The 14,004-nt window shown below is 71.2% G+C and carries 9 protein-coding genes and 1 pseudogene; 6 read left to right on the top strand and 4 right to left on the bottom strand.

Annotation, left to right across the window (positions count from 1 at the left end; translation table 11 throughout):
* Positions 1–28: 28 nt before the first annotated feature.
* Positions 29–796: an SDR family NAD(P)-dependent oxidoreductase gene (locus tag ACWGKU_RS02895; RefSeq protein WP_452177737.1), complete on the bottom strand. Its 768-nt coding sequence runs from the start codon at positions 794–796 to the stop codon at positions 29–31.
* 186 nt (positions 797–982) lie between these two features.
* Between ACWGKU_RS02895 and ACWGKU_RS02890 the strand changes: the two genes are divergently transcribed.
* The 4 genes from ACWGKU_RS02890 (at position 983) to ACWGKU_RS02875 (ending at position 7,192) form a co-directional block, all read left to right on the top strand.
* Positions 983–2,032 (top strand): substrate-binding domain-containing protein, encoded by a 1,050-nt coding sequence (locus ACWGKU_RS02890; RefSeq protein ID WP_401048109.1) that lies wholly within the window; start codon positions 983–985, stop codon positions 2,030–2,032.
* A 5-nt stretch (positions 2,033–2,037) separates the two neighbouring features.
* A complete protein-coding gene (locus ACWGKU_RS02885) occupies positions 2,038–3,633 on the top strand; it encodes a sugar ABC transporter ATP-binding protein (RefSeq protein WP_452177736.1) in 1,596 nt (531 codons plus the stop codon).
* Positions 3,630–4,670, top strand: coding sequence for an ABC transporter permease (locus ACWGKU_RS02880; protein ID WP_452177735.1), 1,041 nt, complete (start codon positions 3,630–3,632; stop codon positions 4,668–4,670). Before ACWGKU_RS02885 ends, ACWGKU_RS02880 begins: the two co-directional genes overlap by 4 nt.
* Positions 4,671–4,882: 212 nt before the next feature.
* The gene (locus ACWGKU_RS02875) at positions 4,883–7,192 is read left to right on the top strand and encodes a hypothetical protein (protein ID WP_452177734.1); all 2,310 of its coding nucleotides are present in this window, start codon (positions 4,883–4,885) and stop codon (positions 7,190–7,192) included.
* Positions 7,193–7,710: 518 nt separating this feature from the next.
* Here the strand turns inward: ACWGKU_RS02875 and ACWGKU_RS02870 are convergent.
* Both ACWGKU_RS02870 and ACWGKU_RS02865 read right to left on the bottom strand, forming a co-directional pair.
* Positions 7,711–8,196, bottom strand: a pseudogene (locus ACWGKU_RS02870) (IclR family transcriptional regulator domain-containing protein); the annotation flags it as partial.
* 146 nt (positions 8,197–8,342) lie between these two features.
* Positions 8,343–9,371, bottom strand: coding sequence for an Lrp/AsnC ligand binding domain-containing protein (locus ACWGKU_RS02865; RefSeq protein ID WP_401046190.1), 1,029 nt, complete (start codon positions 9,369–9,371; stop codon positions 8,343–8,345).
* A gap of 116 nt (positions 9,372–9,487) precedes the next feature.
* On the opposite strand from ACWGKU_RS02865, the gene ACWGKU_RS02860 reads away from it, so the two are divergent.
* Together ACWGKU_RS02860 and ACWGKU_RS02855 are read left to right on the top strand one after the other, a co-directional pair.
* The gene (locus ACWGKU_RS02860) at positions 9,488–11,050 is read left to right on the top strand and encodes an AbgT family transporter (protein ID WP_401046188.1); all 1,563 of its coding nucleotides are present in this window, start codon (positions 9,488–9,490) and stop codon (positions 11,048–11,050) included.
* A gap of 50 nt (positions 11,051–11,100) precedes the next feature.
* Positions 11,101–12,273: a M20 family metallopeptidase gene (locus ACWGKU_RS02855; protein ID WP_452177732.1), complete on the top strand. Its 1,173-nt coding sequence runs from the start codon at positions 11,101–11,103 to the stop codon at positions 12,271–12,273.
* 691 nt (positions 12,274–12,964) lie between these two features.
* Here ACWGKU_RS02855 and ACWGKU_RS02850 read toward each other — a convergent pair.
* Positions 12,965–13,723, bottom strand: coding sequence for a DeoR/GlpR family DNA-binding transcription regulator (locus ACWGKU_RS02850; protein WP_401046183.1), 759 nt, complete (start codon positions 13,721–13,723; stop codon positions 12,965–12,967).
* Positions 13,724–14,004 lie beyond the last annotated feature (281 nt).

Below are 14,004 nucleotides of genomic sequence, written 5' to 3'. Positions count from 1 at the left end.
GTGGCCCCCGCGCCGATAAGACGAGTGTTCACGACGATGCTTTGACGACGGACCAGCCGCCGTCCACCACCAGGTTCGCACCGGTGACGTAGGAGGCGTCCGAGGAGGCGAGGAAGGCCACGGCCGCCGCCACCTCCTCGGGCCGGCCGAAGCGCTTGGCGACCGTCTCGGCAACGCTGTCGGTCCGCCCGGCCTCGTCCACCCGGTCCCAGGCCGCGGTCATGATCGGTCCGGGCACGATGGTGTTGACCCGCACCTGCGGGCCGTACTCGACGGCGAGTTGACGGCCCATCGCGCACAGGGCCCCCTTGGCGGCGGCGTACGCGGGGTGCCCCGGCAGGCCGACCAGCGCGTGCACCGAGGAGGTGAGCACCACCGAGCCCTCACTGTCCCGCAGGATCCCGGCGAACGCGCGGACCGCCAGCCAGGACGCCTTGAGGGTGACCGAGAGCTGGGTGTCCCACTCGACTTCGGTCAGCTCGTGGGCGGGCTTGACCACCACGGCGTAGGCGTTGCTGTGCAGCACGTCCAGCCGTCCGTAGCGGCTGCGCACGTGCGCGGCCAGCTCGTCCCACACCGCGGCGCGGGTCACGTCGCCGTGCCGGTACTCGGCCTGGCCGCCCTCGGCGGTGATGGCCTCGACCACAGCCTGGCCGGCCGAATCGGCGATGTCGACGGCGATGACGGCCGCACCCTCGGCGGCCAGCCGCCGCGCGGTCGCGGCACCGATGCCGCTGGCGGCACCGGTGATCAGGGCGACACGGCCCTGGAATCTTCGACAGGTCTGCTCAGTCACGGCGCCACCGTAGCGCTTCTGATTAATTATGCAAATATCTTGACAGTCCTGGTCGCCCGGTCCCAGGATTCGAGCCCAGGACGACAGGCAAGCAGGCAGCGCGAGGCGGAAGCCGCCGCAGCTCCCGGACCACACCCGTAAGGCCAGTCGGCTTCCTGAACACCCCCACCCTGGTAGGAGCTCGAAATGATCACTGCGCGCACCCGTGGTGCGGCCGCCGTCCTGGGCGCGGCTGTCGTCCTTGGTCTGACGGCCTGTTCGACCGGTCAGACCTCGTCGAGCGGCGCCGGCCCGGCCTCGGTCGCTCCGGTCACCGGGAAGGTCTCCCTCACCTACCTGCAGAAGCAGGGCGACCAGCAGTACTTCATCGACGAGGCCAACGGTGCCAAGGCCAAGGCCGCCGAACTCGGCATCGACCTGAAGGTGGTCAACCTGGGCAGCGACGCGAACAAGACGGTCAGCGAGGTCCAGTCCGCGATCGCGCAGAAGACCAACGGCCTGATCGTCGTGGTTCCCGACCCCGCGGTGGGTCCGCAGGTGGTGCAGACCGCGCGGGACGCCAAGGTGGCCCTGCTCACCTCCGACGACCAGGTCTGCACCAACAGCCCCACCCCGGCCAACTGCGACAAGGCCAACCTGGTCCCGCGGATCGGCTTCTCCGGCCAGCAGATGGGCGCCGAGGTCGGCAAGCGCGCCGCCGAGGACTTCAAGAAGGCCGGCTGGAACGCCGCCGACACCCGCGTCATCTCCGCCTCGAAGCAGGACGTCACCGTCTGCGGCGACCGTGTGAAGGCCGCCAAGGAGGCCTTCAACAGCGGCGCCGGCGCGAGCGTGCAGACCATCGACGTGGCCACCGACAACACCCCGACCGGTGCGCAGGACAAGGTCGCGGCGACCATCACCGCCAACCCGGGCGTCAAGCACTGGGTGGTCTGGGGCTGCAACGACGAGAACGTGCAGGGCGGCGTGACGGCCCTGCAGAACGCGGGCGTCGGCCCCGACAACATCATCGGCGTCGGCCTCGGCGCCTACCTCGCCTGCAAGGACTGGGGCCCGGGCGCACCGTCGGGCATGAAGGCCTCGCTGTTCATCAACGGCAGCGACATCGGCGCCCTCGCCGTGCAGACCATGTACGACAACCTCAAGAACGGCAAGCCGATGCCCGCCGAGGCGTTCGCCCCGACCGCGATGGTCGACGCCTCCACCTGGCAGTCCGCCGGCGTGAAGTGCAGCTGAGCCGAATGAACATCCCCAGCACCGCAACGGCCGGGCCCGGGCTGGCGGCCGAATCGATCACCAAGCGGTTCGGCCCCGTCCAGGCTCTGCGAGACGTCACCCTGCACTTCCCACCCGGTCAGGTGACCGCCCTCATGGGCGAGAACGGCGCCGGGAAGTCCACCCTCCTGCGCATCCTGACCGGTGACCACCAGCCCACCGGGGGCCGGATCAGGCTGGACGGTCAGGTCCTCGACCTCAACTCGCCGACCGACGCGCGGCGCGCCGGCATCCGGATCATCCCGCAGGAGCCGGAGATCATCCCGCACGTCTCCGTCGCCGAGAACGTCTACGCCGGCGCCCTGCCGCGACGCGCGGGCCGACGGCTCGACCGGGCCGAACTGCGCCGCCGGATCACCGCCGACCTCGAACGCCTCGGCTTCGACAACGTCCTCGACCCCGACCTGCTCGGCTCCGAACTCACCGCGGCCCAGCGGCAGTTGGTCGAGATCATGCGGGCCCTGACCGGCGACACCGCGCCACGGGCCATCGCCTTCGACGAGCCCACCTCCTCGCTCTCCGACCACGAGGTCGACGCCCTGTTCGCCCTCATCGGCCGGCTGCGCGACGAGGGCATCGCCGTCATCTACGTCTCCCACCGGATGAAGGAGATCTTCCGGCTCGCCGACCGGATCGCCGTGCTGCGCGACGGCACCGTCGCAGGCACCGTCGAGGCCACGACCACCAGCGAGGGTGAACTCGTGCGCCTCATGGTCGGCCGTGACCTGTCCAGCCTCTTCGCGCGCCAGCACGTGGCCGGTGACCGCGTGGTGCTGGAGGTCGACGGACTCAGCACCGACGATGTGCACGACGTCAGCCTCCAGGTCCGAGCCGGCGAGGTGGTCGCCCTGGCCGGACTCATCGGCGCCGGCCGCTCCGAACTCGCCCTCGCCCTGGCCGGCGACACCCCCTTGCGATCCGGAACCGTCCGGGTCGATGGCAACCGCATCCAGCTGCGCGGCCCGGCCGACGCGATCCGCGCCGGGATCGGCCTCGCTCCGGAGGAGCGCAAGGCCCAGGCGCTGTTCCTGCAGCGCACCATCCGCGACAACACCTCGCTGGTCAGCCTCGGCAGGCTGCGCCGCTGGCGGTTCGTCAACCGGACCCGGGAGAAGGCCCTCGCCCAGGAGTACGCGGACCGCCTACGGGTGCGTACCCCCTCCATCGAGGCCGAGGTCCGGACCCTGTCCGGCGGCAACCAGCAGAAGGTCGTCCTCGCCCGCTGGCTCGCCCGCAACCCCGCCCTGCTGATCCTCGACGAACCCACCCGCGGCGTCGACATCGGCGCCAAGGCCGAGATCTACCAGATCATCGCCGACCTCGCCCGCAAGGGCACCGCGATCCTGGTCATCTCCTCCGAACTCCCCGAAGTCCTCGGCCTGGCCGACCGCATCCTCGTCATGCAGAACGGCCGCATCACCGGCCGGCTCGACCACACCGAGGCCACCGAAGAGGCCATCCTCGCCCTCGCCATGGCCGACGACCTCACCCCCGACCTTCCGCACGAGAGCGCCACGGCGCCTCGCACCGGAACCGACCCGGCCCCCGGAGGGACCCGATGACGACTGCCCTCTCCGTCGACCGAGAGCCCGACCAGAGCGGCGACGGGCCGACACCGGCAACCGACGCCCGCAGCTGGCTGGCCCGGGCGGGCGGCCAGAACCTGGGCCTGATCGGCGCCCTCGTCGCCGTCGTCGCCCTGTTCGGCTCGCTCAACCCCAACTTCGTCGGCTGGGACAACATCCAGGTCATCGCCGAGGCCGCCACCATCTCCGGACTGCTCGCGGTCGTCCAGACCGTCGTGATCATCTGCGGCGGCCTCGACATCTCCGTCGGCTCCCAGGCCGGCCTGGCCTCCGTCACCAGCGCCATGGTCTTCACCTCGACCGGCTCCAACTCCCTCCTCGGGATCGGCGCCGCCGTCGCCATCGGCGCCGGGGTCGGCATCTTCAACGGTGTCGTCATCATCTACGGCCGGGTCAACCCGACCATCGCCACCCTCGCCGGCCTCGCCGCCTACAAGGGCGTCGCCCAGCTCATCTCCAACGGCTCGGCGCAGGGCTACGTACTCAACGACAGCCTGTTCGTCTTCCTGAGCCGGGGCAAGATCGCCGGCCTGCCGGTCATGGTCTGGCTGCTGCTGCTCGTCGCGGCCGCCGTTCACGTCCTGCTCAAGTACACCGACATCGGCCGCAACATCTACGCGATCGGCGGCAACGACACCGCCGCCCGCCTGGCCGGCATCAACCTCAACAAGTACCTGATCGCCGCCTACGCCCTCTCCGGCACCGTCGCGGCCCTCGCCGGCGTGCTGCTCACCGCCCGCACCGGCAGCGGCCAGCCCGTCTCCGGCAGCGAGGGCCTGGAACTGCAGTCGATCACCGCGGCAGCCCTCGGCGGCTGCGCCCTCAAGGGCGGCAAGGGCGGCATCGGCGGCACCCTGCTCGCCGTCGCGCTGCTCGGCGCACTGCAGAACGGCCTCACCGTCCAGGGCATCAACGCCTTCTGGCAGAACGTCGCCCAGGGCTCCCTGCTGGTCGCCGCCGTCGTCATCCAGCAGCGCCGCAACCGCGAGCGGGCGGTCGGACTGCCCGCGTAGCCCCCGAACCGGCCCGCCCTTCGTCCGAAGGGCGGGCCCACAGCACCATCGCCCACCTCCCCCACCCCGCGCGATCTCCCCACCTTGGAGCTCTCGATGTCCCTCGCTTCCGCACCGTCGGGCCGTCCGGACCCGACGGCGGTCGGTTCCGCGCAGCCGTCCGCGCCGCCCGCCCGCGCCGGCGGCGCCTCGCCACGGCGCTGAGTGCCACGATGATCGTCACCGGAACACTGACGGTGACGGCCGTCAGCACCCCGACCCCTGCCGAGGCGGTGGTCCCGCCCGGCGCGAACGGCACAACGGCGCCGCCGATGGGCTGGAACTCCTGGTACTTCTACAACAACGACTACTCCGCACAGGACATCGCCGACCAGGCGGCCGGACTCGCGACGCCCAACGCGAACCTCGGGCTCAACGGCTCCGGCCTGCACAAGAGCCTCGCCGACCTCGGCTACCGTGGCGTCAGCCTCGACGGCGGCTGGTGGACCCAGAGCGGCACCGGGCGCGACGCCAACGGCGTCATGGTCCCCAGGCCCGGCTTCCTGACCGGCGCCCGGACCAAGGCCGTCACGCTGTCCAACGGCACCACCGTCCCCACGCGCGCGTTGAACACCATGAAGGACCTCACCGACTACGTGCACGCCCTCGGCCTGCAGGCGGGCATGTACACCGACACCGGTGCCGCCGGCTGCGGTGGCCAGCACGGCAGCGGCGGCAACGAGGCCAAGGACGTGACCACGTTCGCGGACTGGGACTTCGACTGGGTGAAGGTCGACCACTGCGGCGGCATCCCGTCCGGCTACAGCACGGTCATGGCGGACTACAAGGCCTGGGGCGGCCTGACGGCCAACGCGAAGACCTCCACCGGGGTGGCGCACCCCCTGGCGCTGGAGATCTGCGAGTGGGGCTCGGGCGCTCCGGACGGCCCGTGGATGTGGGGTGGTTCGGCGGCCCGCACCTGGCGCAACGGGCGCGACATCACCGGCAACGCCGGCTACGGGACGACGTCCAACGGCGGCTCGACGTGGATCAACTGGGCTCAGGTCTCCGAGAGTTTCAACCTGAACGACCACCCCAGCAGCGAAGCCGCCGGCCAGTACAACGACCCGGACTACCTGCTGATCGGGCCCGGCTTCGGCAACAACCCGAGCACCGGGCAGCAGCAGACCCACGGCACGTCCGGCCCCCTCTGGGGTCTCACCCCGGACGAGCAGCAGTCCTACTTCGGGATGTGGGCCATCCAGGGCGCGCCGCTCGTGCTGGCCACCGACACCCCCAACCTGACCGCGGCGACCGCGGCCATCGTCGGCAACGAGTCCGTGATCGCCGTCGACCAGGACAGCGCCGTCCACCAGGGGCAGAAGGTCCTGGACAACGGCAGCGTCCAGGTCTGGTCCAAGCAGCTTGCGGCCTCCGGCACCCGGGCCGTCCTGCTGGTGAACCGCAGCAGCACCTCTCAGCACTACTCGTTCACCACGCAGAACCTCGGCCTGAACGGCACCGCCTCGGTGCAGAACCTCTACACCGGCGCGAGCCTGGGCACCGTCAGCTCGACCGGCTCGCAGAACTTCACCCTGGCCCCCCACCAGTCCGTGATGCTCAAGCTCACCGGCGCCACCGAACAGAAGCCGGAGACGGTCCTCGTTCCGACCGCGTCGGGCGTGAGCCAGAAGACCTGGAACGGCAGCACCTGGTCGGCCTGGCAGACCCTGGCGCTGGGCACCGCCGGCTCCACCGGCCCCGGATCGATCAAGGGCGAGCCCGCCGTCGTCTCCAGCCCGGGCGGCACCGACGTGTTCGTCCGGGGCGCGGACAACGCGCTGTGGCAGAACACCTACAAGAACGGCGCCTGGGGCAGCTGGACCAGCCTCGGCGGCACCCTCACCGCCAGCCCCACCGCGGCGAGCCTCGGACGTGACCGCATCGACGTGTTCATCCGCGACGCCGACGGCAAGGTGTACCAGAAGACCTTCCAGCAGACGCCCGGCGCGAACGACCTTCCGGCCTACTACTACGGCGTCAACTGGACCAGCAGTTGGGCGTACCTGGACGCACCCGACTCGACCACCATCGTCGGCGCCCCCACGGCGGTGGCCTCGCTCAACCGGATCGACGTCTTCGCCCGCGGCACCGACAACGCGCTGTGGCAGAAGAGCTACGTCAACGGTGAGTGGACGGGCTGGACCAGCCACGGCGGCACGCTCTCCTCGTCGCCGACAGCGGTCAGCGGCGGCCCCGGCCAGATCGAGGTGTTCGCCGCTCTGGCGCCCAACAACAGTGTCGGCCAGCTCAGCTGGACCGCCGCAGGCGGCTGGTCGCCCTCCTGGTACGACCTCGGCCGCGCCGTCGTCGGTGCCCCGACCGCGACACAGGTGGGCACCCGGGTCAACCTCTACGCCCGCGCCACCGACAACACCCTGTGGCAGTGGTACCGGATCGGCACCGGACCGTCCGGAACCTGGCAGCAACTGGACAGCACCCTGGCGCTGACCGGTAGCCCCGCAGCGGCCGGCCACCTCTAGGCAGGACCGTCACCTCCTGGCACGGTCGGCTCGGTGGCCCGTCGCGCTCCTCGGAGCTCGACGGGCCACCGGCTCAGCGCTCGAACGGAGGCGGCCTGTGGCCGGGGACCCTGGCTCAGGGCTTGCAGAGAAGTAACCTGTAGCTTCCGGGGTTCTGGCTCGTTGGTGTGCCATGAGGACATCGCGAGGGCAACAGACTTTGCTTCAGGCCAAGTTCGAGGCGATCATGCCGCATCTGGATGAGCGCCAGCGGCGCCTGTCGATGGGGGCGGAGGCCCGGTCGATCGGGCATGGGGCCGACCGGAGCCGATCGACAGCGAACGACGACGACACGAGCGGCGGTTGACACCGATCGCGCGTCGTCGTGCACCACCGCTGCCCGCCGCCCCGGAGACCGCGGCACATCCAGAGCAGCTCCCCTCAGACCGGCCTGGCCCTCGACAGCACGGGGATCGCCACCGGCGCGACCGCGACGGCCAAGGCGCCCAGCAGCGCGAACTCCCAGTCCTGGCACCTCTCGCCTGAGCGACCCGCCCTCCATCCCGCCGGGCCGGTACGGAGACTCTCGTACCCGCCCGGTGGCTCATAAGGCCTGTCCGACAATTGATCTTCTCGCGTTCGCCGATGGACCGGGCCCAGCCGCGGCGCCGCACGCCGCTGAGCGCGGTGCCGGTGAAGCGGGCGCCCTGCAGGCCACGGTGGAGGCGCTCGGCCTCCTCCCACGCGAGCAGGATCTGCGCGGCAGCGCCGGCTTTCATGGGCAGGGTCGTGCCGACGGGGACAGCGCCGCGAAGGCCGGAGAGCCGCTCGGCGGCGGCCGCGCAGATGCGATTCTCGCCCTGGCGGCGGGAGAGCTGAGCGCTCCCACCGGTGACATCACGCAGGTGGGTCAGGGCCGGGCCGGCGGCGGCGACCAGTCCGGCCAGGCCGGCGGGGCCGGCCTCCAAGGCGCCGAGGATCGAGGTGGCCTTGTCGAGCACGCCGACGCCGCTCGTGCTTTTCATGATGGGTACTACAGTCTCAAGCCCCGCGAGCGACAGGCGGGTTGCGCTCGCGGAGGCTCCGGGCGGGAGGGGACGACGGTCAGCGGGAATCAGGCCGACGGAAGGAAATACGGGAATCCCCGGACGACCCGCCCCCGAAGGCCCGTTCAGAGCAGCGTGGGCGCGTGGAAGGTGCCGAGGGCGCCGGAGGCGAGGTCCCGGTCCAGCCAGTAGCGGCGCGGTTCGGCGAGCGTCACGTAGACGCTGACCGCCAGGATGCCCGGGATCTCGGCGAGCTCCTCGTCGATGAAGGCCGCCAGGGCGGAGCGGTCGGTGACCAGGCCGGTGCACAGGACGGACAGGTCGCTGGCGACGTGTACGGCGAGGCGGGTCTGGGGCAGCTGGTCGAGGCGCCGCATGACCTCGGGGGTCCCGCCGGGGGCGACCCGCAGGCGGAGCATGAACGGGGTCCGGAAGCCGAGCCATTCCGACACGATCTCCAGGCGCGGTTTGACCCAGCGCTCGTCCAGGACCCGGCGCACCACCCGGTGTGCGGTGGAGGTGGGCAGGGCGGCGGCGCGGGCGATGCTCGCGGCGGAGGCCCGGCCGTCCTGGATCAGTTGCGTGACGACGCTGCGCTCGGCATCACTGAGGGGCTTGGCGGGCGGGTTGGCCGTCGCGGTGCCCTCCGGGCCGACCCCGGCGAGTTCCAGCAGGCCGGCGCGCTCGGCGTCGGTGAGGAACTGCGGGTCCCAGGTGGCGCCCCGGCGCAGGGTGCTGAGCGCGGGCAGGGCGTTGACGCGGCGGACACCGGGGATCGAGAAAAGCCGGTCGATCGCCTCGCTGGTGGCCGCCTCGGACGGGGCGTGAATCACGGCGTAGAGGGGGTAGTCGCCGGAGATCTGCGCCAGCCGCTGGACGTGGGGGAGGTCACGGAGCCGCTCCAGGACCGCCAGCGGGGTTTCGCCGGTGGTGTCCAGGAAGACGTGGACCGGCATCGCCGTGGAGTGCAGGCCCCAGTCGGCCTGGCCGACCACGCGCACCATGCGGGCCTTGTGCAGCCGGTCGTAGCGGCGTTTGAGGGTGCCGGCGTCGGCGGACAGGATCGCGCCGATGTCGTCCCAGGTGGCCCGGGGGGCTACGTGCAGCGCCCCGATCAGGCGCCGGTCGAGCTCGTCGAGGAGAGGCCCAGTCATGTTTCCGTACCTTAGACTGCCAGTTGATCCCATCGTGACAGAGAAGATCTAGCAAATCTCTCACTTGGATGCCATTGTTTGCGAAAACGTCCCTCAGCAGTGCCGAAAGGGTAGCCATGAGTGCCACCACGACCGAGTCGCGGGAGACCGAGCCCGGCTCGCCATCCATGCGCGCCATGAACCGCGCGATGGCGGCGATCGAGAAGGCCGGCAACCGGCTGCCCGACCCGTTCTGGCTGTTCTGGGGCCTCGCGGCGGTCGTCGCCGTACTCAGCGCCGTCCTGGCCGCCGAGCACGTCGGCGCCGTGCTCCCGGGGACGCACAAGACCATCGAGGTGCAGAGCCTGCTCAGCGCGGACGGGTTCAACCTCGTCGTCGGACACGCCGTCGAGAACTTCGCGAACTTCCCGCCGCTGTCGACGGTCCTCATCGTGATGTTCGGCATCGTCGTCGCCGAGAAGAGCGGGCTGTTCGAGACACTTCTACGGCGCCTGGTCGCGCGGGCGTCGGGCCGCTACCTGACCTTCGCGCTGGCGCTGACCGCGATGGTCAGCCACGTCGCCGGCGACGCCGCGTACGTGACCCTGATCCCGCTCGGCGCGGCGCTGTACCGGGCCGCCGGCCGCAGTCCGGTCCTCGGCTGCGTCGTCGCCTACGTGTCGGTCTCCGCGGGCTTCAACGCCTCCCCGGTCCTCACCACGACCGATGTGCTGCTGTCGTCGATGTCCACGGCCGCCACCCACGTCATCGACCCGCACGCGGTGGTGACCCCGGTGTCGAACTACTGGTTCGGGCTCGCGTCGTCCGCCCTCATGGCGTTCGTGATCACGGTCGTCGTCGAGACGGTCCTCGTGCGGCGCTCGGACCTGGAGCCCGACGAGCCGGTGGCCGCCGCGCCGATCGCCGAGAAGGCGGAGGCACAGCAGATCGAGGCGACCGCGCGGCAGCGCAGCGCGCTGCGCGGGGCCGGACTGGTCGCGCTGGGCCTCGCCGCGCTCCTGGTCGCGGCGATGATCCCGACCCACTCGCCGCTGCGCGGCGACCACGGCGGCATCCTCGACTCGCCGGTGTTCAGCGGCATGGCGATGGTCCTCGGGGTGTTCTTCGCCGTGATCGGCTGGATCTACGGCCGACTCGCCGGCACCTTCCGCGGCACCCCCGACGTGATGGCCGCGATGGCCGACGGCACCAAGTCGATGGCACCGACCATCGTCCTGTTCTTCGCGATGTCCCAGTTCCTCGCCTACTTCAAGTGGACGAAGCTGGGCGACATCCTCGCCGTCAAAGGCGCCGAGACCCTGCGCGACCTGCATCTCAGCGGCTGGCTCGTGCTGCTCGGTGTGGCCGTGCTGATCGCGGTGATGAACCTGCTGGTCACCAGCGGCTCCGCACTGTGGGCGCTGGTCGCCCCGGTCCTGGTGCCGATGCTGATGCTCGTCGGCGTCCACCCGGAGGCCACCCAGGCCATGTACCGGGTCGCCGACTCGGTCACCAAGTGCATCACGCCGATGAGCCCGTTCTTCATGATGGCCGTCGCCTACCTGCGGCAGTACCGCAAGGACGCCGGCATCGGCACCCTCGCCTCCTTCACCCTCCCGGTGGCCGCCGTCGCCTGGGTCGCCTGGGTCGCCTTCTTCCTCGCCTGGTACCTGCTCGGCATCCCCTTCGGCATCGGCTGAGCCGCCCGTCCACCGTTTCGACCCGATCCGTCCGCACGAGAAAGTCGATCATGAACCCCGCCACAGTTGCCCTCACCGACCGCGCCCACGAGGTCTCCTCGGAGATCGTCACCGACATCATGACCCTCGTCGGCCAGGAAACCAGCAGCTACGACCTGGCCGGCCTGGCGGCCGGTCGGGACCTCCTGCACGATCTGGCCGTCCACCGGCTCGGGCTGCCCGGCGAGGAGCACCGCCACCGCGGTGGCGAGCGCGGAGACACCCTCACCCTGACCTACCCCGGCACCGGCCCCGGGCACGTCGCACTGGTCGGCCACTACGACACCGTGTGGCCCACCGGCACCCTCGCCGGCTGGGCGCCGTCCGAGTCGGACGGCCGGGAGAGGCTCAGCGGGCCGGGCATCTTCGACATGAAGACCGGCCTGGCCCAGGGCATCTGGGCCCTCAAGCTCGCCCGGGAGTACGGCGTCCCGGTGCCCACGGTCACCTTCGTCTTCAACGGCGACGAGGAGGTCGGCTCCCGGTCCTCGCGCCCGGTGATCGAGGAGGTCGCGCACCACGCCGACGTGACGCTGGTGCTGGAGCCGAGCGCGCACGGCGCGGTCAAGACCGCCCGCAAGGGCAACGGGACCTTCCGCGTCACCGCCAGCGGCGTCGAGGCGCACGCCGGGCTCGCGCCCGAGGACGGGGCCAGCGCCATCACCGCGCTGTCCGAGTTCGTGGTCGCCGCCGCCGCCGTCGCCGCCCCCGACAGGGGCACGACGATCAACCCCGGGCTCATCACGGGCGGCTCCGCCGCCAACGTCGTCGCCGGGCAGGCCACGGCGAGCGTCGACATCCGGGTCAGCAGCGAGGCCGAACGGGAGCGCGTGGACACGGAGCTGGAGGCCATCAAGGTCAGCGACCCGCGCGTCCGGATCGACATCGACCACGCCTGGAACCGGCCCCCGATGACCCTCAACGCCGCCTCCGCCCCGCTCCTCGGCCTCGCCCGCGAAGTCGCCCGCGAGCAGGGCCGCGACGGACTGCCCGCCGCCGCCGTCGGCGGCGCCAGCGACGCCAACTTCGTCGCCGCCCTCGGCCTGCCGGTACTGTGCGGCATGGGTGCGGTCGGCGACGGCGCCCATGCCCAGGGCGAGTTCATCTACCCCGACACGGTCCCCGCGCAGACAGCCCTGATCGCGGGCCTGCTGGGACGACTGGCCGAACCCCTGCACCGCTGAACAGCGGCCCTGCGGTCCGCCGGCTGTCCACCGACGCCCTGTCCGGCGCGGTGGGCAGCCCTGTGGACTGCGTTGTCCGGCTCCACGAACCGCCGTCACGAGGTTCCGTAACCCCCGCTTGGCCGGCGTGATCGACCAGGTCGCGGCCACCGGCACATCAACGACCTCCGCCCCTTCGCCGACACAGCCCTCGACGCCTTCGGTCCTCAGCGACTCATTCCGACCTGCGAAAACGCTGGTCGGGACGACAGGATTTGAACCTGCGACCCCTTGACCCCAGCGCCCATGGGCGCTCATGGGCGCTCACCAGGCGCGGTCCCAAACCGGTCCCCTAATGGTCCCCAGGCTCCGACACTGCCTGCGTCACCGCGAGTAACGGTAATCTGTCGACCCTTCAGCAGGGTCCTTCCGGCCGGCCGTCGCGGCCCGTCGTGCATCGCCCCTGGCCAGACGGGGTGGTTCGGGCGGATCAGGGTCGACTACCCCACTGGATGCGGATGGTATGTCGTCTTGAGCGTGTCCTCGCCGGCTGGTTCTGACGTGCCTCGCGCACCGCCCCGCACGCTCTGCCGCCACGCCCGGCCAACGGCAATCCTCGGGCCAGGGTCACCGCGTTCAAGAAGCAGAAGCACATGAGCCAGCGTGCCCGGGCGCTGTGGCCCCGGTCCGGTGGGGCTCCGTGAGATCCGGGTCAGGCCCGGTGCACCTTCACGCCACAGTCCGCGACGGCCTTCTCCTGGGCGTCCGTGAGGCCGTCGTCGGTCACCAGCTCGTGCACGTCCGAGAGCGGGCAGATCGAGGCGAAGGTGACCCGGCCGATCTTGGTGCTGTCGGCGAGGACGATCGACCGGGTGCTGCAACGCAGGAAAGCGCGGTCGGTCTGCGCCTCCATCTCGTCGTGGGTGGTGCAGCCCTCCTGGGCGGTCAGGCCGTCGACACCGATGAAGGCGATGTCGACGTGGTACTGGGAGAGCATCCGGTCGGCCGCGGGCCCGACCAGTTCGTAGCTGGCCGAGCGGGCGATGCCGCCGATCACCACCAGCCGGACCTCGGGGCGCACGATCAGCTCCGCCGCGATGTTCACGGCGTTGGTCACCACGGTCATTCCACCGCGTTCTGCCAGGATGCGGGCGAGTTCGGTGGTGGTGGTGCCGCCGGTGAGGCCCACCACGGCGGCCTCCGGGACGAGTTCGGCCGCGAGGCGGGCGATCCTGCGCTTCTCCTCCTGCTGCTTTCCGCTGCGGTGCCGGAGCGGGAGTTCGAGGTTGACCGCCCCGGTCACCGCCCCGCCGCGGGTGCGGTGCAGCAGTCCCTGGTCGTGCAGCTCCTGGAGGTCTCGGCGTACGGTCGCGCCCGAGACTCCGAGCAGTTCGGCCAGTGCGTGCACATCGACACTCCCGGCCGTGGCGACATGGGACAGGATCCGGGCGGCGCGATCAGCTTTGAGCATGAACGGAGTGTAGCTCCGGCCTGAACCTGCCGCCCGGACTCCGCGGTTTCCGGCATCGCCGCTCGTCAGCCGAGGTGGCGGCGGAGCGCGCGAAACCGCTCGGCATGCCATGCACTGATCAATTGTGCGCACGGGCGGAGCCGCGAGAGGGAGGCCGCAGCCGAAAAGCGTGCGGGCCCGAAGGGGCCGCCGGACCGCCGGACGGCAGCCGTGGGGGGGGGGGCCCGGGGGGGGGTGGGCCCCCGGGCCGCCTGGGGGGGCGTCGGGCGCGGGGCTCGGGT

The sequence above is a fragment of the Kitasatospora sp. NPDC054768 genome, from assembly GCF_053612025.1.
Note: the sequence above shows the minus strand (reverse complement) of the source record. Positions and strands in the feature narration are given on the sequence as shown.